General features: G+C 40.4%; 15 protein-coding genes. 11 read left to right on the forward strand and 4 right to left on the reverse strand.

Going from position 1 to position 23,507, the window contains the following annotated elements; all coding sequences use genetic code 11:
• Window positions 1-244 precede the first annotated feature (244 nt).
• The 3 genes from tgt to AB1Z56_RS24760 all read left to right on the forward strand — a co-directional run bounded on the left by tgt (window position 245) and on the right by AB1Z56_RS24760 (window position 3,488).
• Window positions 245-1,375 carry a tRNA guanosine(34) transglycosylase Tgt gene (gene tgt, locus AB1Z56_RS24750; protein ID WP_075991063.1) on the forward strand — a complete coding sequence of 377 codons (1,131 nt, stop codon included), beginning with the start codon at window positions 245-247 and terminating at the stop codon, window positions 1,373-1,375.
• A gap of 27 nt (window positions 1,376-1,402) precedes the next feature.
• On the forward strand, window positions 1,403-2,479 hold the full coding sequence (locus AB1Z56_RS24755) for an LptF/LptG family permease (RefSeq protein ID WP_309364776.1): 1,077 nt from the start codon (window positions 1,403-1,405) through the stop codon (window positions 2,477-2,479).
• A gap of 97 nt (window positions 2,480-2,576) precedes the next feature.
• Window positions 2,577-3,488: a DMT family transporter gene (locus AB1Z56_RS24760; RefSeq protein WP_309364528.1), complete on the forward strand. Its 912-nt coding sequence runs from the start codon at window positions 2,577-2,579 to the stop codon at window positions 3,486-3,488.
• A 45-nt stretch (window positions 3,489-3,533) separates the two neighbouring features.
• Here the strand turns inward: AB1Z56_RS24760 and AB1Z56_RS24765 are convergent, their stop codons facing one another.
• The gene (locus AB1Z56_RS24765; protein WP_426790433.1) at window positions 3,534-6,575 is read right to left on the reverse strand and encodes a VIT domain-containing protein; all 3,042 of its coding nucleotides are present in this window, start codon (window positions 6,573-6,575) and stop codon (window positions 3,534-3,536) included.
• 340 nt (window positions 6,576-6,915) lie between these two features.
• On the opposite strand from AB1Z56_RS24765, the gene AB1Z56_RS24770 reads away from it, so the two are divergent.
• The gene (locus tag AB1Z56_RS24770; protein ID WP_309364524.1) at window positions 6,916-8,205 is read left to right on the forward strand and encodes an esterase-like activity of phytase family protein; all 1,290 of its coding nucleotides are present in this window, start codon (window positions 6,916-6,918) and stop codon (window positions 8,203-8,205) included.
• Between the two features lie 153 nt (window positions 8,206-8,358).
• On the opposite strand, the gene AB1Z56_RS24775 is transcribed toward AB1Z56_RS24770, so the two are convergent.
• On the reverse strand, window positions 8,359-9,819 hold the full coding sequence (locus tag AB1Z56_RS24775) for a glutamate synthase subunit beta (RefSeq protein WP_309364523.1): 1,461 nt from the start codon (window positions 9,817-9,819) through the stop codon (window positions 8,359-8,361).
• Between the two features lie 17 nt (window positions 9,820-9,836).
• Window positions 9,837-14,351: a glutamate synthase large subunit gene (gene gltB, locus AB1Z56_RS24780; protein WP_120333508.1), complete on the reverse strand. Its 4,515-nt coding sequence runs from the start codon at window positions 14,349-14,351 to the stop codon at window positions 9,837-9,839.
• 304 nt (window positions 14,352-14,655) lie between these two features.
• Here gltB and AB1Z56_RS24785 point away from each other — a divergent pair, with 304 nt between their 5' ends.
• The 6 genes from AB1Z56_RS24785 (at window position 14,656) to AB1Z56_RS24810 (ending at window position 21,963) form a co-directional block, all read left to right on the forward strand.
• A complete protein-coding gene (locus AB1Z56_RS24785) occupies window positions 14,656-15,753 on the forward strand; it encodes a mandelate racemase/muconate lactonizing enzyme family protein (RefSeq protein WP_426790434.1) in 1,098 nt (365 codons plus the stop codon).
• Between the two features lie 254 nt (window positions 15,754-16,007).
• A complete protein-coding gene (locus AB1Z56_RS24790) occupies window positions 16,008-16,379 on the forward strand; it encodes a BlaI/MecI/CopY family transcriptional regulator (RefSeq protein ID WP_120333506.1) in 372 nt (123 codons plus the stop codon).
• Complete coding sequence (locus AB1Z56_RS24795; RefSeq protein ID WP_426790435.1) at window positions 16,372-17,844, forward strand: N-acetylmuramoyl-L-alanine amidase; 1,473 nt, start codon at window positions 16,372-16,374, stop codon at window positions 17,842-17,844. Before AB1Z56_RS24790 ends, AB1Z56_RS24795 begins: the two co-directional genes overlap by 8 nt.
• A gap of 51 nt (window positions 17,845-17,895) precedes the next feature.
• Window positions 17,896-20,088 (forward strand): outer membrane beta-barrel protein, encoded by a 2,193-nt coding sequence (locus tag AB1Z56_RS24800; protein WP_426790436.1) that lies wholly within the window; start codon window positions 17,896-17,898, stop codon window positions 20,086-20,088.
• A gap of 141 nt (window positions 20,089-20,229) precedes the next feature.
• Window positions 20,230-21,210 (forward strand): deoxyhypusine synthase family protein, encoded by a 981-nt coding sequence (locus tag AB1Z56_RS24805; RefSeq protein ID WP_046674101.1) that lies wholly within the window; start codon window positions 20,230-20,232, stop codon window positions 21,208-21,210.
• Between the two features lie 90 nt (window positions 21,211-21,300).
• A complete protein-coding gene (locus AB1Z56_RS24810; RefSeq protein WP_426790437.1) occupies window positions 21,301-21,963 on the forward strand; it encodes a hypothetical protein in 663 nt (220 codons plus the stop codon).
• A gap of 72 nt (window positions 21,964-22,035) precedes the next feature.
• Here the strand turns inward: AB1Z56_RS24810 and AB1Z56_RS24815 are convergent, their stop codons facing one another.
• Window positions 22,036-22,650, reverse strand: a complete 615-nt coding sequence (locus AB1Z56_RS24815; protein ID WP_426790438.1) for a hypothetical protein — start codon at window positions 22,648-22,650, stop codon at window positions 22,036-22,038.
• 167 nt (window positions 22,651-22,817) lie between these two features.
• Here AB1Z56_RS24815 and AB1Z56_RS24820 point away from each other — a divergent pair, with 167 nt between their 5' ends.
• Window positions 22,818-23,393, forward strand: a complete 576-nt coding sequence (locus AB1Z56_RS24820; protein WP_309364510.1) for a non-canonical purine NTP diphosphatase — start codon at window positions 22,818-22,820, stop codon at window positions 23,391-23,393.
• Window positions 23,394-23,507 lie beyond the last annotated feature (114 nt).

The raw sequence follows: 23,507 nt of genomic DNA on the forward strand, positions 1-23,507 counted from the left end.
TTTTATAGGGGAAAAATGATAATTTATTTTTGAAACATCCTGTTTGCAAATCTTTTTATAGTATTTTTGCAACGTATTCTAGGGATGAATCCGAGCTTGGGTGAAAATTAGTAAAGCTATAACGACTTTTTAAGTTACAACTGGTTGAAAATGAGTTTTTTGTTTTTTGCTCCAAAAGCCGATATCGCCATGTCTATGGCAGATCATCCTTTAAAATAGAAATAGTCTCAGAGGAAAAATATTAATGAAATTTACGCTACAAGCACAAGATAAGTTGTCAAAAGCACGTGCAGGTGTTGTCGAAACTGCACACGGTCCCATTCAAACACCTATTTTTATGCCTGTTGGTACGGCAGGTACAGTGAAAGCAATTCATCAACATGAATTGAAGAACGATATTGAAGCGCAGATTATTCTGGGTAATACATACCACCTCTATTTACGTCCAGGATTGAATGTGTTGAATAAAGCGGGTGGATTGCATAAATTTAATGGCTGGGATCGACCTATTTTAACGGATTCAGGTGGTTATCAAGTGTATTCGTTGACGGAAGTGCGTAAAATCAAAGAAGAGGGGGTCACCTTTCGTTCCCATATCGATGGATCGAAACATCTATTTACACCGGAGAATGTAATGGATACGCAGCGTATTATCGGTGCGGATATCATTATGGCATTTGACGAGTGTACGCCTTATCCATGTGATTATGGGTATGCACGTCGTTCTTTGGATATGACCCATCGTTGGCTGAAACGCTGTGTGGATCGTTTTGATAGTACAGATCCACTTTATGGGTATGATCAGACGTTGTTTCCAATTGTTCAAGGGTCTGTTTACAAAGATTTAAGAATAAAATCTGCGGAGACTATTGCTTCGTTTAACCGCGAAGGAAATGCGATCGGTGGATTGTCGGTAGGCGAACCTGCGGAAGAAATGTATGCTATGACCGAAGTTGTCTGTGATATCTTACCGCATGACAAACCACGTTATCTTATGGGGGTAGGAACACCAGTAAATATTCTCGAAAATATTGCCTTAGGGGTGGATATGTTCGATTGCGTTATGCCAACACGGAATGCTAGAAATGGTATGCTTTTCACGCAAAATGGTATTATCAATATCAAAAATGAAAAGTGGAAAGATGATTTTTCACCCATAGAAGCGGAGAGTGATCTGCACGCAGATCAATTTTATTCGAAAGCTTATCTAAGGCATTTGATTAAATCGCAGGAAATTCTTGGGGCACAAATTGCTTCTTTACATAATTTACATTTTTACCTTTGGTTGGTTAATCAGGCTAGGGAGCGAATCATTGATGGAACTTTCTACGATTGGAAAAACAAAATGGTGAAAATATTGGATCAACGTTTGTAGAACTAAATAGCTCAAGTTAAAAAAATGCTGTCGTTAATCGATCGTTACATTATCAAAAAGTATCTAAGTACTTTTTTATTCACTATGGCGATATTTACTGTTGTCATGGTGGTTTTTGACGTGTCCGAACGATTGGATGATTTTTTAAAATATCATGCACCCCTCGATAAGATTATTTTTGAGTATTATGCTGGATTTATTCCTTTTTACTTAAATTTTCTTTGTCCGTTGATCAACTTTATTGCGGTTATTTTCTTTACATCCAAGATGGCGGATCAAACTGAAATTGTCCCGATTCTGAGCGCAGGATATAGCTTTAATCGTTTGCTTCGTCCCTACATGATTGCTGCAACGCTAATCTTTGCCATTTCTTTGGTATTCAACATTTTTATTATTCCGAATACCAATAAGATGAAGGTTGATTTTGAAAATATCTACGTAAAGCCTCCTAAGGATAACTCGAGGGTTTCTACCCACATGCAACTGGACAAAAACAGCTATGTTTATATAGACAATTTTGATAATTCAACTAAAACAGGCTACGGCTTTGTACTTGAAATTTTCAAAGGGGATACCCTTAAGGAGAAAATGATGGCTGACCGTATTACCTGGGACTCGGTGGCAACAAAATGGAAGATCGAAGGGTACACCAATCGTATTATCAATGGACTACATGAACGCATGGACAAAGGAGCTGTTAAAGACACAACCTTGGATATGAAACCTTCTGATTTTGAGGTGCGTGATAATATGTTTACCGCCATGGATACACGCGAATTAAATATTCGTATACATAAGGAGGAGATCAGGGGAACCGGAGTCATGAACGATTTATTACTTGAGAAATACAAGCGTTATGTGTATCCATTTTCTGCTTTTGTACTGACCTTGATGGGCGTGGCACTGTCCTCCAAGAAAGTGCGTGGGGGGATAGGATTGAGTCTTGGTATTGGTATCGCGTTAAGTTTTACGTATATCGTATTTATACAGTTTGCAACTATGTTTTCTTTGAAAGGGGGACTGCCACCGTTGATAGCCGTATTAATTCCGAATGTTACCTTCTTTTTGGTAGCACTATACCTGGCGATAAAAGCGCCAAAATAATTTTTTGGCCAGTTTTCAATAACTTCAGTGAGCCTGCCTTATAAAGGGAAATAATAGGTATTGCTCATCATTTCTATACAAATGTATTCTAGAGAATATGACTAAAATTCAATTAAATCGGAATATTCTAATTCTGCATTTAACGATACTTATTTGGGGATTTACCGGAATTTTGGGTAGTCTGATTTCCGTATCTGCCCTTCATTTAGTGTGGTATCGTGTTGCAATAGCGTCTATCGCGCTGTTGATCTATTTCTTGGTAACCAAACAATCGATTGTAGTTTCGCGGAAACAGTTTCTCCAATTTTTTATGGTGGGGGCCGTTGTTGGACTGCATTGGGTATTATTTTTTTATTCAATCAAAGTATCTACCGTATCGGTGACATTGGTTACGCTATCCTCGGTGACTTTATTTACGGCAATATTGGAGCCTATTGTGAATAAAAAGCGCATTGCGCTGTTGGATATTGTTGTTGGTTTGGTCATTATCATCGGTATTTATACGATCTTTTCTTTTGAAACACATTACCTCGTAGGTCTATTGGCGGGGCTTGGTTGTGCGTTTTGCGCGAGTATATTTTCGATAGCCAATGCGCGCATGGTTAAAAAATCGAGCCCAACCCTGATTACGTTCTATGAGATGCTGGGGGCATGCTTCTGGATCAGCATATTGATGTTGTTTACAGGAGATTTCAATGCTGAAATGAAATTGGGGCAGCAAGATTTAATTTATCTGCTGTTGTTAGGTGTGGTTTGTACGGCGGTGGCTTATGTTATGGGCGTTGCTGTTATGAAGGAATTATCTGCTTTTACTGTTGCGCTGACAACAAACCTGGAGCCTGTTTATGGTATTCTGTTGGCGATGTTGATATTTGGGCAAAAGGAGACGATGAGCGGCGGGTTTTATCTTGGAGCCTGTATCGTTTTAGGAGCAGTATTTACTTACCCTTATGTAAAAACCAAATTAGAGAATAGACAAAAGGATCTTGTTATTCGTAAATTGCATTAATTGAGACAGTGAAGTCAATTTATTGACTTCACTGTCTCGGGTAATCTACTGGAATGAAAATTCGCCAATCCCAATATTGCGCTCCTTATTGCGGTCAAGGTAGATCGTAACGATTTTTCGTTCTTGCTTTCCACTGCTATAGTAGGTATAGATTTCGGCCATGACAGCCGCTGGACCTGCTAGCGTCAGGGAACCATCGTTAAAGAAATCAACTTCAATTTTATATTTTCCTTTTAGTGCTTTTTTCAATAAAAATTGTTCAGGGCCATAGCCGCCAGTAAAGTCATTGCTGAGTCGACCCCCAATCGCCGTGGCTGGATTACTATAAAAGCATTTTTCTTGATTTGGATCAGTGACCCAAAGGTCTATATCGGTGTTTTGTGAATTCCAATTGATGACAACACGGATGTCAACGGGCAGATCGGCGATAATTTTTTTGTCCACGGCAATATTCGAGCGTGCAGCTTTGTTTGCTTTAATGAGATTATTGATTTCCATAACCAATGTTTCTTCAATTCCGTCATCGCGATCGGCAGCTTCCGGGGAGTAGCTTTGGGTCAAAATCCCATATAATTGCTCTAGTGCTTCCTTGAACATACCTTTGTCTTGTAAGACAAGGGCATAATCGCGGTGGCTTTGTGGATCCATTGGACGCCATTTTAATACCTTAGCTGTCACGAATAGTGCATTATCGTAATCTCCCCATTCCCGTAACTTATAGGAGATGGTTTTGTAGAGATCTGGATTTTCAATTTGTAGGTCTGCAAGTGCACTTAAGATGAGTAAGGCTTTTTCGCGATCTCCTCTTTTGAAAAAGAAGTTGGCAACATCAAAATAAAAAGTTGGCGTTCCCATATATTGATTCCGAAGTTGGAGATAGCTTTTGTAAGGATCTTTGGATTGCATAAGGTCCTGTAAATAGGCCTGGTCTTCTTTAATTTCGGGAATGCTGATTTTTCCACGTACGTTGTTAATGCTGCTTGCCGTTTGTAGGCCAGCTACACGTTCTTCTAGGGATTGAACAACAGCAAATTCCTGAAGAAAGTCTTCAGATGCGGCAGCCCTCGCTAGTTCGCTGGTTGCTACATGGGCAGTGCTTGAATTGCCAGTTGCCGAGATGCTTTTCGCTGTGGCCCCGTCAGATGAACGCGATTCTAAGGCTAGCGTGGGTGCTGCGGGACTAGCTGTGGGGCGCGACGGAATGGGGGGAACAACAACATTTGGAGCGGATTCTTCTTCGACAGCCATATCATTTGTAGACTGAATTGACTTATTCCGCTTTGGGTATTTCTTTTTTTGCTGAAAATCGGTATTCCACCAGGACTGAAGCTGTTCAGTAATGTCTTGAGCCTGATCCAACAGATCTGCGACACGTTCTTCCTTTTCTATACGTTCTTCTTTTATAAGCCTATTGAATTCGGAAAGCAATTCGGCAGGCGGAGTTATTGCATAACGTACGTAATCTTCTACAGTTTCGAGCACGATTAAGCTGGTATTTCGGGTAACAATACCGAACTGTTTACCAAGGGTTTCAATTTCTTCACGATTGTCTTCGTATTGAAGATCCAGCGCTTCAATTTTCTTTTGTGCCCAGATCTGCTGTAGGTCAATTTCACCATGGTCAGGCTGCAGCGCTATACTAATCTCTTGTGGTGCTTGTTGCCCATCTCCTACAAGTACGGTGAGCTGCTTCAATCCTGGGCGTTTGCCTAAGCCTGCGATAGAAAAATTAGCTTGTATTGGGGAGCCTTTCTGAGGGTAAACTTCCTCAAAATCATTTTTTTCTTTTATCCCCAGATAGATAAGGTTTATCGTATTTAGATTATGATAAGCTTCAGTTATGGAGGTATTGACTAAATTGATCATCTTTCCAATATGTTTTTGGGCAATTTGTTTTAGGACACCGTAGTCCGATCCATTGGACGACGTAATACAATAGACTGGATTGTTAAGGTTCATTTTACTTTGACCAAATGTAGAAAGGCCATCGCTAAACAGCAGGTAATTGCTGCCCTGTATTACACCGGTTTTTATTTGACTATAGTCTGTTCCACCATCGTATTCAATTTCTTTGATGTAGTTTTTGAGCTCAGTCCAATTACCTTGTCGTACCTGAAACGTATGCCCTTTTACAAAACGGATGTCCAATAAGCCCAGATCAACTGTCATATTGGGGTTGTCTTTAAAAAAGAGATCTAATAGCGCGAGCTCCTTTTCTATATCTCTATTTTTACTGCTCAGCGAACGGTCCCATATAATTCCAATGCTGTGCCCCCATTTTTTCTGAGCAGGTTTTACGGAGTTGACGCTTGCATTGGCAAGAAAATAAGAGGTATTGTCGCCATTTTCCTGAAATAGGCCTGATGATTCCCTGTTGTCTGTTGGTAGTTGAATGACTAAATTTCGCTGGGATTTAAACTGTTGCTTATGTAAAGAAGCTGTGTAATTGCTGTTATGTTGTGAGAAAGCCAGAGAACCATCCGGTTTCTCTGTGAAATCTGGTTTATGGCTGTCTTGAAAAACATGAATATCCAAGGCGAAGTTTTCAATGGGGGCAGTATAGTTTAAGGGTAGATGGTAGTAACGAGCCTGATCGGATTCTATGGTCAGATTTTCTGAATAGCTAATCTGAACCGTGCGCTTACCATTCGCTGGTAATGGGTAAATCCGAGTTCGGAAATTATTTCCTTCGACTTTTTCCAATAGACCCGGATCCACCCGGCGTGTTTCTATACTTTCAAATACTTCGGTTCCTTTATTTTTATCGACTGGAACTGCTTGACGCAATTTGCCGTTTATATCTAAGGCATAACCGCTCACAGAGACACCTTCGGGCATAGGGAATGTCAGTTCACCCTCGAGATCGCGATTGGTCTTATTGTCAAACACCATTGTCATCGTCGTTTTGGCTATATTTCCGAAGATCGCAACATCTACTTTTAGGTCTGCCAACATCACCTTGTTTTGCTGGCCATCGTCATTTTTAATTCTTAAGCTGGGTATTTCGCGTGTAGTTTTGATCTGAGATTTCGTATCCACATTGGAAAATACCAAAATTATGAAAAGGGCAACTATGATCTTTTTCATCTTTCTATGTTTAGTAGGTGAGGTCCGTGAATACATCGATGGTTCGCGGCACAATTAGCTGTTATTTTTCTAGTGATGCATGAAAATGCGAAATTCCATAACCGAAGATATTTAATTTTTATAGGATGTTTTTTACGATAGATGCAGTTTATTTAAACTTATGTTAATGATTGGCTGATATCTGGCAATTATGTTTGCATCAGTATTCGGACAGCCAGCCAAGCATAGATTGTTTAGACTAACCCTACTGTTTTATCAGATATGCAAGGCAACAGTAATAGAATTTGGCTATTGGAATGAACCTGAATAGCAGTAAACATTATTTGAAAAATTTGTACAGATGAAAAAAATATACAGTGTACTGGGGATGGCCCTATTGTGTGCTTCATGTAGTAAAGATGATGTGTCTCAGATTACTGACCCGATAGAACTGACCTATCCGCAAAAGGCAATAGCAACAGACCCAAAAGTATTGAGTGATATTAATGGTGTAAAAGTGTATAATGGTGGCTATGGGTCATCGATGGTCCAAGATCCTACTGATAAATCTATATTTTATCTTTTAACGGATAGGGGACCAAATATAGATGGGACAGAAAGTGATAGTAAAATATTTGCTACTCCAGCATTTGCACCGCAGATCGGTAAATTCAGATTAAAAGAAAATACGCTAACATTGGAGTCTGTTATCGAATTGAAAAATAAAGATGGGGTGAAATTGAATGGTCTGCCAAATCCCGAAGGGAAGGGTGGTTCTGGAGAGAAAGCATTGGGGGTTGATGGTAAAGATCTAGGGAAAAGTGAGGATGGAATTGATTCAGAGGGACTAGCGAGGGGCGCGGATGGTTCTTGGTGGGTCAGTGACGAATACGGACCACATATCGTTCATTTTGACGCTTCGGGAAAAGAAATCGAACGGATTAACCCTTGGTCTACGGGTAAAAAGTTGCCTTTGGTATTTGCCAAACGTCGCCCTAATCGGGGAATGGAAGGATTGACGCTTACACCAGACGGTAAAACACTGGTCGGAATTATGCAATTTCCACTTTATAATCCATCTAAAGATGCGATTAAAAATTCATTGGCAATCCGTATTGTTACGCTGGATATTGCGAGCGGCGCCACGAAACAATATGTCTATATGATGGAGCGTACCGATTTGCAGGCTGTAAGTGAAATCGCTGCGGTGAGCAATTCAACATTTATTGTCTTGGAACGTGATGGGGAATACGCGACAGAAGCAACTCGCTCTACTGTATTTAAGAAAATTTATAAAATAGATCTTTCTGGCGCAACAGATATCTCGGATGCAAATAATACCGCAACGGGGAAATTATTTGATGGTAAAACTGTGGAGGAACTCAAAGACGCGGCTACATTGGCAAAATATAATGTTAAACCAGTCAATAAGACATTGGTCGCCGATTTAATGACTGACATCAAGGAATTGTATCCGCATGATAAAGCAGAGGGCTTGGCTGTCATTAACCCATTCCTGATCGCGGTATGTAATGATGATGATTTTGGGGTGACTGGAAAAGGCTTCTATGAGTCTAAAATATTGCCTTACATAAAGACTGTAGACAAAAACAGTATTTATTTTGTTAAGCTTAAGGACCCATTGAAATAGGAACTAATTACTGATCATAAAAAAGGTCCGTTGAATTCTCAACGGACCTTTTTTATGATTTTATACTGTCCAAGCTTTTGTCTTTGATACTAAAGATTAAACGCTGGCATGGCATATCACTGGTATGACCTCTCTGTTGAGAGCGAGCTCCTTTTATGCATTTATTGTTGCCAGGAAGTCTTTGCTTTCAAGTTCTGAATATCCCATTAAGTATTCGTCTACTTTTCGAGCACATTCACGTCCTTCAGAGATGGCCCAAACTACAAGCGACTGACCTTTGCGGCAGTCTCCGGCAGTGAAGATATTATCAATTGTCGTTTGGTAGTCTTTGTCATTTGCAAGGATATTTCCTTTTTCATCGACACGGACACCTAATTGTTCTAGGAGTGTATGTTCAGTATGTTGATAACCAATAGCCAATAATACGAGGTCTGCTGGTATTTCACGAATCTCGGATTCTCCTAAGCGGGTTCTTTTTCCAAATTCATCAACTTCGTATTGAACCTCTTTGATTTTTATAGCTTTGATATGGCCATCTTCATCTTTAATAAATTCTTGCGTTTCTGTAGCCCAAAGTCTTTCACAGCCTTCTTCTTGGGAAGAGGAGGTGCCGAATGTGAGCTTGTCCATAGGCCAAGGATTGTTCTTCAGACGTTGTTTAGAAGGCGTAGGTTTGCGGGCAATCTGTGTGATACTTTTTGCACGATGACGATTGGATGTACCAATACAGTCTGATCCAGTATCACCATCACCGATGACAACAACATGTTTGTCTGTTGCTAAGATACGATCTTGTTCGACAGCAATTCCGCTTACTTCTTTATTCTGTTGAGTTAAAAAGTCCATGGCAAAATGTATGCCTTTAGCTTCATGTCCCGGCAATTGCATGTGCCATGGAACAGTTGAGCCTGTTGCCAGTATAACAGCATCATAAGCTTTTAATTCATAAAAGCTGATGTCTTTGCCAACTTCTGTATTTACTTTGAATTCTATTCCCGATTCTTTCATGAGATTGACACGACGATCGATCACCGATTTTTCTAATTTAAAATCCGGAATACCGTAGCGGAGTAAGCCTCCAACCTGATCATCACGTTCGAAGACAATAACATCGTGACCTGCTTTATTGAGCTGAGCGGCAGCAGCAAGTCCGGCTGGACCAGAGCCCACGACGGCGACGCGTTTGCCTGTTTTTAAATAGCTTTTATGTGCTTTGACATAACCCTTTTTAAAAGCAATCTCAATAATATGTTTTTCGATTTCTTCAATAGTGATCGGAGTACTATGTATACCGAGCACACAGGCTGATTCGCATGGTGCCGGGCATATTCTACCTGTAAATTCAGGGAAGTTATTGGTGGAGGACAAAATCTGATAGGCCTCTTCCCATTTTCCATCGTATACGGCATCGTTAAATTCAGGGATGACATTGCCCAGTGGGCAACCTGAATGACAAAATGGAATACCGCAGTCCATGCAGCGCGCGGCCTGCTTATTGAGCTCGTTCTCAGAATACCCTTTATTGAATTCTTTATAGTGCTGTACGCGACCTTCCACAGCTTCTTTTGTCGGAAGCACGCGCTCAAATTCTTTAAAACCTGTAATTTTTCCCATGATCTGTGCTTCCTATATTATGCTTCAACTAATTTTTGACGAATGACATTTTTGTATTCTCTTGGGAATACCTTAATGAATTTATTTTTTTCTCTTGACCAATTTTGTAGAATGAAATCTGCTCTACGGCTATTGGTGAGCAAGATATGACGTTTCAGTAAAGCGATAATTGCAGTTTCGTCTTCACTTTCCAATGGATCCAGATCGACCATTTCCTGATTGCAGTTTTCGCGGAAATCCTCGTTAATGTCGTAGATCCAGGCGATACCCCCGCTCATTCCGGCAGCAAAGTTACGACCGGTTGCCCCCAAGATAAGTGCACGGCCCCCTGTCATGTACTCACAGCCATGGTCACCAACACCCTCAACTACAGCTGTTGCACCTGAGTTACGTACGGCGAAGCGTTCACCGGCCTGTCCGTTGACGAATAGATGGCCGGATGTTGCTCCAAATAGTGCAACGTTGCCAATAATGATATTATCTTCCGGTACAAGTGCACTTTCTGCAACTGGATAGATTGCTAACTGAGCTCCTGATAGTCCTTTTCCAACGTAATCATTGGCTTCACCTTGTAATTCAAATGAAAGACCTTTCGTTGAAAATGCACCAAAACTTTGTCCGGCGGAACCCTCAAATTTGAAATTGATGGTATTGTCAGGTAGGCCTTCAGAACCGTAGAGTTTTGAAATCTCATTGGACAACATTGTTCCGATAGTACGGTCTGTATTTTTGACCTTAAAAGTGCCAAATACAGGAGTTTTGCTATCTAAAGCCAATTTTGATTGTTTTAGGAGGCCCCAATCCAAAATCATGGCCATACCGTGATCCTGCTCTTCGGTATTGTATAACGATTGTCCGGGCTCGTTGCGTTCCACATGTAGAATGTCTGTGAAATCAATTTTCTTAGCTTTCCAATGGTTTATATTTTCCCTTTTCTTTAAGAACTGAGCGCGTCCGACCATTTCGTTGATGGTGCGGAAACCAAGATAAGCCATTGTTTCACGGACTTCCTCCGCGAGGAAGGTAAATAAGTTGACAATATCTTCTGGTTTTCCAGAGAATAATTTACGCAGTTCTGGATCTTGAGTTGCAACACCTACAGGACATGTATTCAGGTGGCATTTACGCATCATGATACAGCCGCCGGCAACCAATGCGGCTGTAGATACGCCCCATTCCTCAGCGCCCAATAGAGTAGCGATGATGATGTCGCGACCTGTTTTTACCTGGCCGTCCGCTTGTAACACGACACGACTGCGCAATTTGTTTTTAACAAGTGTCTGATGCGCTTCTGCAAGACCTAATTCCCAAGGTAGTCCAGCATGTTTGATCGAACTGATTGGAGATGCACCTGTACCGCCGTCAAAACCTGCAATAAGAATCACGTCGGCATGGGCCTTCGCAACTCCGGCAGCAATGGTTCCAACACCCGCTTTAGAAACCAATTTTACGTTGATTCTTGCTTGACGGTTAGCATTCTTTAGGTCAAAGATCAGTTGCGCTAAATCTTCGATGGAGTAAATATCGTGATGGGGTGGTGGTGAAATCAGACCGACACCCGGTGTAGAGTGTCTTGTTTTTGCAATCCAGGCATCCACTTTGGGACCCGGTAATTGACCTCCTTCTCCTGGTTTGGCACCTTGGGCCATTTTGATTTGTAGTTCGTCGGCTTGTGTCAGATAATTGGATGTGACACCAAAACGAGCCGAGGCTACTTGTTTAATTGCCGAGCGCATGGAATCTCCATTTGGAAGCGGTTGATAACGCAATTCATCTTCCCCGCCTTCCCCGGTGTTTGATTTTGCGCCGATGCGGTTCATGGCGATGGCAAGGGTACTATGCGCTTCGTGGGAAATTGATCCAAAGGACATTGCTCCGGTTGCGAAACGTTTTAGAATTTCACTAGCAGGTTCTACTTGCTCCAATGGAATAGAATTGCGATGTTTTGCAAAGTCCAACAATCCACGAAGAGTAAACATGTGTTCCTTCTGCTCGTTGATTTTCTGCGCGTATTTTTTATAGGTTGCATAGTCTCCTGTGCGACAGGCCTGTTGCAATAGGTGAATCGTGTCTGGGTTCCAAAGGTGGCCTTCACCGCGGCGTTTCCATTGGTAAATACCGCCTTCTGGCAGTAGATTTTGCGGGGTACGGCTTTTTTCAAATCCACGCCAGTGTTTTGAAAGAGCTTCTTTAGCCAGATCATCCAAGGTCATACCGCCGATACGTGAGACAGCTCCGCAAAAGAATTTATCGACAACAGACTTGTCAATACCAAGTACCTCAAAGATCTGTGCGCCATGGTAGGATTGTAATGTGGAGATCCCCATTTTGGAGAAAATTTTCAACAAACCATTGTTGACGGCTTTGACGTAATTTTTGGATAGTTCAGGCCAAGTCAGTTCGGTATCCAAAGTGTTTTGTTCCTTCATGGTACGAATGCTTGCCAGGGCCATATAGGGGTTGATCGCTGTGGCACCGAATGCCAATAGGCAGGCAAAATGGTGTACTTCCCAAGCATCACCGGCTTCGACCACTAGGCCTACAGCGCCACGGTTACCTGTTTTGATCAAGTGGTGATGGACTGCTGAAACAGCAAGTAACGATGGTATTGCTGCATGTTTGGAATCGATCGCACGATCTGAAAGAATTAAGACTTCAAAACCATCACGTACAGCATCATCTGCATAGCGGCACAGACGCTCTAAGCCCGCTTCCAATGATCCAGGTTTACCATCTGAGCGGAAATAAGACTGAATGGTTTTTGCTTGGAATAATCCTGTATCTATAGAACGCAATTTCTCCAGTTCTTTGGAGGTCAGAATCGGATGCGGCAAGGTCACACAGTGACAGAATTTCTTGTCTTCGATCAGGATATTGCCTGCATTACCGATGAATGTTGCTAAACTCATGACCAAGCGTTCGCGAATCGGATCGATTGGCGGGTTGGTTACTTGGGCAAAAAATTGCTTAAAATAACTTGAAATATGCTGTGGTTGATCGGAAAGAATGGCCAGCGGAACATCGGAGCCCATTGAGCCTGTCGGTTCGTACCCCGTCAATGCCATTGGGGTCAGGATGGTTTCTAGGTCTTCGCGAGAGAAACCAAATGTCTTTTGATATTTGAAAACGGAATCTTTGGAAAGATAGGTGTAGGTTACACGAGGCTCTTCCAGTTCTTCCAGTTTAATTTTGTAATTGTCCAACCAATCGCTGTAGGGCTGCTGGTTGATCAGCTGATCTTTTACTTCGTTATCAGTGAGGATACGGCCCTGTTCCATGTCGACAAGAAAAATCTTGCCTGCTTGTTGTCGGCCTTTTTTGATGATGGTAGACTCCTCGATCGGAAGCGCTCCCGCTTCAGAAGCAACAACGACGCGGTCGTCTGAGGTTACGGCATAACGTAGTGGACGTAAACCGTTGCGGTCTAGTGTAGCACCAATATGCTTACCATCGGTGAAGCAGAGGGCTGCAGGACCATCCCAAGGCTCCATCAACGTCGCATGGTATTCGTAGAAAGCACGTTTTAAAGGATCCATTTGCGTATTGCCATCCCAAGCTTCAGGGACCAACATCAACATGACATGGGTGAGGCTACGACCGCTGTGTAAAAGAAGTTCCGCTACATTGTCAAGGCAGGCCGAATCGGACTGACCACGGTCAACGATTGGAAGTAAGATTTCCATCTCTTCTTCCGTAAAATAGGGCGATGATAAAGCGCGCATACCTGCATAAAACCAATTCAGGTTACCTGTCAACGTATTGATCTCGCCATTGTGTGCCAGCATACGGAATGGCTGAGCGAGGGACCATGAAGGGAATGTATTGGTGGAAAAGCGCGAGTGAACTAAGCCAAAAGCAGATACCACACGAGGATCGCGTAAATCAAGATAATACGTTCCGACTTGGTATGTTGTTAATTGACCTTTGTAAATAATTGTTTTGCAAGAAAGCGATGCAAAGTAAAGGGGGAGAGGGTATTCTTGTTGTTGTTTAACTTTTTGAATGATCAGGCGACGTAGTACAAAAAGCTTGCGTTCAAATTCTTCAGTGTTTGAAACGCCGTCCGGTCTGCTGACAAAAAATTGGACAATTTCAGGTTCTGCACTGAGGGCTGTTGGTCCAATACCTTCACGATTGACTGGTACTGGACGATAGCCAAGGAATTTCATACCCCTTTCTGCTGCCGCTTCCTCAATCAAATCCCGGCATATTTTGTTCATGTCTTCTTCTTTTGGAAGAAAGACCATACCTGTGCCATAATACCCTGGCTCTTCCAATTGTATACCCAAGTTGATACATTCTTCCCATAAAAATTCATGGGGAAGCTGGATCATGATACCTGCTCCGTCACCGCTTTCTGGGTCACAGCCACAAGCACCGCGGTGCTCCATATTCTCCAGCATGGTTAATGCATCTTTTACTTGTGCGTGTGATTTATTCCCTTTTATATGGGCGACAAAGCCTACCCCACAGGCGTCATGCTCAAAATTAGGGTCGTAAAGGCCCTCCGTTTTCGGTCTTTGTTGAATCATCTTTCCTTTTCAAATATTATACATTGCTAATATAGGAATAAAAAACGTAAATATTGTAAATATTCTAATGAAAATGTATTTAATTTGATTTTATCATTTCTTTTAAAGTGTTTTGTTGCCGATATTGTATTTAATGTTTGCGGCCATTAATGCAGTTTAACGCACAGCTGAAAAATGCATTATTTGGCAATTTTTTTTTGTGGGATATGGAAAAAGCATCCCAAGATTGCGAGAATATATATAAATTAGGCAAAGTATTGCATATCCTTTATGCTGTATCGACATGGCTTAACTAAAGAGTGAGATGAAAATAACTGAAATTGAAATTTATCGACTAAGCATTCCTATGGAACCTTTTGTCATTGCGACAGGGACAATGGACTATGCGCAAAATACTTTTATACGTATATATACCGATGCCAATATATATGGTGTGGGCGAATGTTCTGCCTTTCCGATGATCGTTGGAGAAACACAAGATACTTGCTTAGTTCTGGCACGGGATTTTGCAAAGATCTGGAAGGGCCGCGATCCTTTGGCCATAGAAGAGCGTTTGGCTGAATTGGATTTGTATATTGCCGGTAACAAAACGATCAAATCAGCTTTTGATATGGCCTTGCATGATCTGGCGGCTAAACATGCTGGTCTGCCACTTTATCAATTTCTAAAGGGAGCGAAGCGAGAGATTACGACAGATATCACCTTGGGAATTGCTTCTCCGGAGGAGATGGCATTGAAAGCAAAACGTTTACAGGACGAAGGTGCTGTCATGTTGAAAGTAAAGTTGGGTAAGGATCCAAAAACGGATATTGCGCGTATTCGTGAAATACGTAAGGCTGTTGGATTCGAAATGCCTATTCGAGTTGATGCAAATCAAGGCTGGTCTTATGCGGGGGCAATAGAAGCTTTGCAGGGGCTGGAACCTTTTAAGATACAATTTTGTGAGCAACCAATGCGTACCTGGGATGATGAATATTTACCGCAATTGCGCACAGAAACTATTGTTCCCGTGATGGCAGATGAATCTGTTTATTCTCACCATGACGCAGAGCGTCTCTGTAAAGCTGATGCTTGCGATTATATCAATATTAAATTTTCGAAATCAGGAGGTATTCAAGAGGCCTTAAAAATTAATCATATTGCCGCGGAATACGGCATTACTTGTATGATCGGAGGAATGCTGGAATCTCGCTTGGCTTTGGCTGCTAAGGTACATTTCGCGTATGCTGCCCCAAATGTCAAGTTTTTTGATCTGGACACTTGTATGGTTGGTCATCTGGAGGATCCTGTTATCGGTGGTATCCAATATGACGGATACAAAATACATATCTCAGACCAGATTGGAATCGGGGCAGATATAGACCAAACTTTTTTAGATCAATGCGAGAAATGGATCATTTAAATTGGAAAAAAAATTATGAATAGTATGAACTGGGGAATAGGGACACAAGAGATTATTGTCCTGATTATTATCGTTATATTTTTGGTAGCGGCCTATTTGTTTTTCTCTAAGTTGTTGAAAAAGTAGGTTTTAGTTTCTCTTCTTTGATTGAATATCTTCTGTAAACTTATTTTTTAGTTTTATAACTTATTTTTAAGTTGTAAAACTGAAAAATAAGTTATAGCTTTATGTTAGTATAAACAACATGTCAAATTATGGAAGAATTAACAAAAAAAGAAGAGGAAGTCATGCAGGTGATCTGGAAGCTCAAAGAGGTCTTTGTCAAAGATATTATTGAGTACCTGGATCCAAGTAGTTCCATACCCTATAATACAATCTCCTCGATTGTAAGAATACTGGAAAAGAAAGGGTATGTAGGTTATAGAGCCTTCGGAAAGACTTATCAATATTATCCTTTGATTTCGAAGATGCAATACCGAAAGTTATCATTCTCAAGAGTGCTTGATCATTATTTTGATGATTCGGTTGAGAACTTACTGTCTTTTATGGTCAAAGAAAAGAAGCTTTCGGCGGAGGATATTCAGAAAATAGAACAACTTATCAAAAAACACGAAGATCATGAATAGCTTGCTTTATTATTTATTTGAAGTTAACTGCAGTCTAGTAATCGGGGCAGTTCTTTATTTTCTGGTATTCAGACAGCTTTCATTTTTTCAATGGAACCGTTATTTTATCCTGGGTTTATGTTTGTTGAGTCTGCTTCTGCCATTTGGAACTGTACGTTTAGGCGAACTATTTCTTTCGCCGACAAGTCCAGTGCTCGCTTTGGAACAATCGAACACAGTTGCTCATTCGATAAGAGCTTCGGGTGATCTCGTATCTGAAACAGAAATGGTCGATTCTTTCTGGCATTCCTTTTCGATTGGATATGGCATTGCTTATGGTTATCTGCTTGTATCTTTTGTTTTGTTATGCCGATTTGCGTTACGCTATATCCGCTTAGTCCGTCGTATTGGACAGCTGAGTCAGTATAACTTTGAAGGATTTACGATGGTTGCTCCCTTTGGACATTATGCAAATTGTTCAGTTCAGCATGTAATTGTTATGGAAGAAGATCAGCTTAATACGCCAGATGGAAAATTGATTTTTGAACATGAAAGCCAGCATATTGTTTTTAAACATCGTCGGGATAAATTGTTTATAGAAGTTTTTCGTTGCCTTTTTTGGCTAAATCCATTTGTTTATTGGATGCGTAGACAGCTGTATCTGGTGCATGAATATCAGGTTGACGAGGTATTGGCCAATCGATATGGTAACAGCGGCTATGCCCGTTTTCTACTGACTTTAACACAGCAGTCCTGTCCTGCTGGATTGCAAAGCAGTTTATTTAACAATAGGCATGAGCTGGTTGAACGGGTTCAGGCCATGATGGCAACACCTTCTTCTAAAAAGAAAAGATGGCAATATGTATTGACTGTTCCTTTATTAGGCCTTTTACTGCTATTTTACTCTTTTATTAATCCACCAATGTATTCCTGGTCTATCTTTTATTCCGGAAAAGATAGAACTACGAAGACAATTGTCCTGGATCCGGGGCATGGTGGGAAGGATACTGGTGCAACGGCATATTCTGGATTGATGGAAAAATCGTTGACTTGGGAAACTTGTGTACTCTTGAAACAAGAATTGGAACATAAAGGATATAAAGTGATATTATCGCGTGCAGGTGATGAATTTAAATTGTTGAAGGATCGTTCCAATTTTGAAGGGGATTTATTGCTTTCCATTCATTTTGATCATGTAGAAACAAGAGAAGAGCTTCCTATTCGTATTCTGTACCAATCAGGGTTTACAAACGATATATTGGAACAGCATAATCATAGGTTTGCATTTAGCCTGGATCAGAAACTGAAACAAAATGGATTATCGGTGAATAGGCCTCAGATCAGTACAAAACATGTTGTTTTACGTGGTGCTAAAATACCGGCGCTTCTCCTTGAGCTGGATAACATCAATGCCATTGATAAAAACGTTAAACCTGAGTTTGTCCATAAACTAGCACAGGCTGTAGACCAAAGCTTTGAAGACTAAGCACTAATTTTCATAGATACCATGAAGTTCAGGATACTTATAGGGTTATCCATGGCATTGCCATGTCTGTTATTGGCGCAAATAGTTCCCAAAACTAAACAACAATTAACTGACAGTACGATGCTGCGAAATACGGGATCCGATTCAAAACGGATAGATACAGTGCTTGTAGTGGGATCAAGGCCTCTCGAAGAGCAGCTTTTGGATCGGGTCCGTATTCGACCAGGCAGCAATCCCGTTTTATTGAATGGAAATACTTTCGCTGTTTTAAATGCCATTACGAGTATAGAGGTAGACGAATTAGGTAACTTGTCGTTACAGGGAAAAACGGGAGTATTGATTACCATCAATGGCAAGCAGACCTATTTAACCGGAACTTCCTTGGTCGGCTATTTAAAATCTATACCGGCAAGCTCTTTAGAGAGCATTGATCTCATGACTATACCACCTGCGAAATGGAGTGCGGAGGGGGCTGGTGGGGTAATTGATATTCGTTTAAAAAAGGATGTACTGAAAGGTCTAAAAGGAAATGTTTTTTTAGGTGCATCAAAGGGCAGGCTTTGGAAGTATAATAATGGCGTGAGCCTGCAGTATGGAATGAAGAGATGGTCCTTAAACTCCAGTTTTTCCGTTGCGCGCTCTTCGAATTATTTTGATGTTGAGCGTAAGCGTGAACTTGCGTATAGTGAAAATGTTCATTATGTGATCGGACAGCTGAATAAGGAAACAAATAATACACAGGAATTAAATGGTCGTTTGGGCATGAATTATCGGATCGACAAGCAGTCGTCTGTTGAACTGAACTGGAATTATCTTCGTAATAATTATGAAGAGATAGGTGTCTATCAAAATGATTTTTCAGCCGATGGAACATTGAAGCAATCCACTGCTTCAACTAGTAACCTGAGAAATCCGCTGCATAGAAATAGTATAAATCTTCACTATGATTTTGCTGGGGAAAATAAGGATAAAGCGCTGCAGTTCGATTTTGATTATTTGCGATACAGCAGTATTCGGAAACAGGACTTGAAGACAAGGACAGTACCTGTTTTTTCCGAACAGCAAGGGCAGCAGCAATTTTTGCGTTCAAATAACCCGTTCTATGTTGATCTTTTTGGTATCAAGGGTGATTTTCAACGGAAACTTAGCGGGCCCTTTTCTATGGAAGCAGGCTTTCAGGCGAATCGGTCCCAACGTCAGTCGTATGGACATTATCAAAAAGGGGAAAAGGAGTATGCACTGGCCGACGATGATAGCCTAGAGAATACTTTTAAACAAACTGAATACCTGGAAGCGATTTATACGGATTTTCAACTAAAACTTGCACAATGGGAGATTAAATTAGGTGTACGTGCTGAATACGCACAATTTCAGACGAAAATTGACTACATAGATCGAAATACGAATGGAAGAAAGCAAATGTTCAATCTATTCCCAACCTTGTTTGGTATTTATCGAATAGATAACGATAATGGTCAAGCGGTACAGGTCGCGTATGGGCGAAGAATATCACGACCCAATTATCAAGATCTAAACCCTTCCATTTTCTTTTTCGATCCAAGCACAAGTTATCAGGGTAATGCGCAGCTTTCTGCTCAATTGTCAGATAATATGGATCTTAAATATGTTCATGGTCAAAAATGGAATATGGGGCTTTCTTTGATCAATCATCGGAATTATATCTCCATGGTCCATCAGGTTAGTGCGCAGAATTATACGCAAACCTATCAGAATATTGCCGGTGTTAAGAGTGCTGCTATTTCGATGAATATGGGAAAGGACATTGTTAAGAATTTGACAATCTATGGTTTTGGTCAGATTCAGTATGTACATTATAAAAATATACCCACGGAGCTGAATGATCTTCTGATCCATCGGGGACTTTGGTCCTTTCAGAGTAATTTTATGATGCAGTTAAATTTACCTTATCAAATGACAGTAAATTGGACAAACTCATACCGGACTAAGGTACTTTATGCCCAAACGATTATAAAACCCTTATATGAAATGCATCTGGCGGTCAATAAGCAATTTTCGAATGTGTTAAGTCTTACGCTGACGGTACGGGATCTGTTTCATAGCCGTGTTTTGAAACGAGAGATTTTGGGACAGGGATTCAACATTTATTCTAAAACAGTAGTCGATTCAAGAATTATTGGCCTAAATTTTAATTATACATTTGGCCTTTATAAAAAGCAAAAGATCAAACAGACTTCGATCGAAGGAGAAGCGTCACGTTTATAATCGCAGCCGAGGAATACCATTCTTTTTACATTTGTTAAAAAAAATGTGGTCTATACGCGTTTTGAATCTCTGTTGGGACGAAAATAGATTATATTCAGTACCTTTGCGATACTTATTATTTTATAAAAGTTAGAAAATATCATGAGTACTCAAAAAGGACCTATTTCTCAATTTATTGAGCATAATTACCGTCACTTTAACGCAGCTGCATTAGTAGATGCTGCAAAAGGTTACGAGGAACATCTATTGGATGGTGGAAAAATGTTGATCTCTTTGGGAGGTGCAATGTCTACTGCTGAATTGGGTGTTTCTTTGGCAGAAATGATCCGTCAAGATAAAGTACACTTTATTTCTTGTACTGGTGCTAATTTGGAAGAGGATGTGATGAATCTTGTGGCACACTCACACTACAAAAGAATCCCGAATTATAGAGATTTGACAGCTGAGCAAGAAAGAGAGCTATTGGATAATCACTATAATCGTGTTACAGATACTTGTATTCCGGAAGAGGAAGCTTTCCGTCGTTTGCAGAAACATCTTGAAGATGTTTGGCATGCTGCTGAGGCTAAAGGTGAGCGTTACTTACCACATGAGTTTCTTTATCAGGTCGTTAACTCTGGTGTGTTGGAGCAATATTATGAAATCGACCCAAAAGATTCTTGGATTGTTGCTGCTGCTGAGAAAAATTTACCAATTGTATGTCCAGGATGGGAAGATTCAACGACAGGTAATATCTTCGCTTCCAATGTGATCAAAGGTAAATTGAAAGCGAGTACTGTTAAATCTGGTATTGAGTACATGATTTACTTGACAGAGTGGTACCGTAACAATTCAGCTGGTAAAGGTGTTGGATTTTTCCAAATCGCAGGTGGTATTTCTGGTGACTTCCCAATCTGTGTAGTTCCGATGATGTATCAAGATCTTGAATGGGAAGAAGTACCTTTCTGGGCTTATTTCTGTCAAATTTCAGATTCGACAACTTCGTATGGTTCTTACTCTGGTGCTGTTCCAAACGAGAAAATCACTTGGGGAAAATTAGATATTGATACACCTAAATTTATCGTAGAATCTGATGCGACGATCGTTGCGCCATTAATCTTCTCGTATATCTTAGGTCATTAATCTTTTTGACATATAGAAAGGAGCGATTCTTCGCTCCTTTTTCTTTTCTCTTTTTCTTCTTTATCTTTACTGTCTAATATTTCTTTCCCGATGAGCAATCTTACAACAGATAATCCCGTTGCACTTCAGACCTTAATGGATGAAACAATCTTTGGAAATGGTTTTGATTTTCAAGCCGATCTGTCTGCACATCCTTTACAGGAGGAGAATAGTGTTCATGCGCAAGCAGCTATTGTACAAGCATCATCGACAACGAAGGACACTTCGTATGTAGCAGTAGGGTTAGGTGCGGAGCAGGCCGCTGTGGCTATTGAGCCCCGCAAGGGCGGTGATACTGTTAACCATCTGGAAGTATTGGGTGGTGAATTTATATATCAAGGAAATAAGGATCAGGGAGTACTTTTTATTTTGCGTTACGAGCAATACCCCTACTTTTCTCCAGCTGCATTGGACGCTTTTGAAAAAACAATTGGTGCCTTGAAATTGACCAAAGAGACCGTTGCGGTTCTCAATTTGGCAAATTCCCATAACCCGAATGATTTTAAGCGTATTATGCAGTTTTTCCAACCGACTAAGATTATATTGTTGGGTGTGGAACCTGCATCTTTGAAACTTCCATTTATTGAACATAATTCCTACATGAAAGGCCGTATTGCGACGGTTTTTAATACGTTCAGTTTTGAAGAGATGTTTGTTGATGTAAATAAAAAGAAGTTGTTCTGGAATGAATTTAAGACCTTTATTGTTTCTTGATTTTTTTATCAGATACTTGTTATGAATAAAATTGGGATTTAAGAGGAAATGTAAGCTCTTAAACCCCATCTATTATTTAATCTTCTTTGTTATTAATTTGGCAAGGGACTTTGCAGTTTTAGCGTAACCCTCGGCTATTCTGTCATTGGTATTGGGTATCCCGACGAAATCAAAATCTCCAGGCGCTTTTTCACTGTTTATTTCGAGTAGCACATTAGCGGGATTAGCTGTTTCGATAAACTTTAATAATGTGGTAACTTTTGCATGTTGTTTCATTACTCCGGCAAACCACCCTGGATAGATCCATGTTGTTTGAACGACTAATGTGTAAGGGGCGGATTCTTTGCTCCCTGTCACGATAGTACAGTTTTTGTTCATAGAAGCAAAAAATTTATTTGGAAATGCTGTAGATTTAGAATATTCCCAATCATTTTTCCAATTTTCGGCTTCAGCTGAACCTTTATTGGCGCTAATGTCTTTATTTCTTTTTTCTAGATAGTCGTTTTCAGACATCTTCTCATTATAAAAGGTCATGGGTGTATAATCAAACACAACGTTCAATTCTTGTTGTCCTTTCAGGAACTCAAAATTTCCAGAAAGAACTTTCATTTTTTGTGCAAATGTACTGCATGGCGACACCATCACTAAGGTCAGCAGTAGATAAACTGCTAAAGATAACTTTTTCATTATTTTTATTGGGTTAATAGTTGCCAAATATAAGTTTTATTACAGAATATATATATCGTAATGCTTATTTTTGGAGGTGTAACTTCATGGAAAAATCGTAGCCCACTGCAGAGTGAGGAGCACGGTCGATAAAGCGAAAGAACAAACAAAAACTAAATTTGAAGAAGATGCTAGAACTTGTATTTGCAACCAATAATGCCCATAAATTAGAGGAAGTCCAAGCGATCGTGGGGAATGCTTTTATCATTAAGAGCTTAAATGATATTGACTGTAACGACGATATTCCAGAGACGGGAGTGACCTTTGAAGAAAATGCCCAGCAGAAAACGGACTATTTGGTGAACAAATATGGTCTTTACTGTTTTGGAGATGATTCCGGATTGGAAATTGATGCATTAAATGGCGAGCCTGGAGTTTATTCAGCACGTTATTCCGGATCGAGGGATATGGAAAAGAATATTGATCTTGTCCTGGAAAATTTAGGCAATAACCCCAATCGTACAGCGAGATTCAAAACAGTTATTTCATTATATTTGAATGAGCAGCAGCACTTTTTTGAAGGAAGTATAGAGGGAAAAATTATTGAAGAGCGTAAGGGTATTGATGGTTTTGGTTATGACCCCATTTTTATTCCGAATGGCTATGATAGAACGTTTGCCGAAATGACAGCTGCGGAAAAAAATAGCATTAGCCATCGAGCGATTGCTGTAGGCAAACTTGCTGATTACCTAAAAACAAAATAGGTTAATATTTCTTTCATTTAGATTAAAAGTAGGAGCTTGCAATTTACCGGGAGGGGATCGTAATCTGACCGGTTGAAGCCTTGAATAAAAAAAGGAAGCGCAAAACAATTTGTT

The sequence above is a fragment of the Sphingobacterium sp. WOUb80 genome (assembly GCF_050058145.1).
GTDB lineage: Bacteria > Bacteroidota > Bacteroidia > Sphingobacteriales > Sphingobacteriaceae > Sphingobacterium.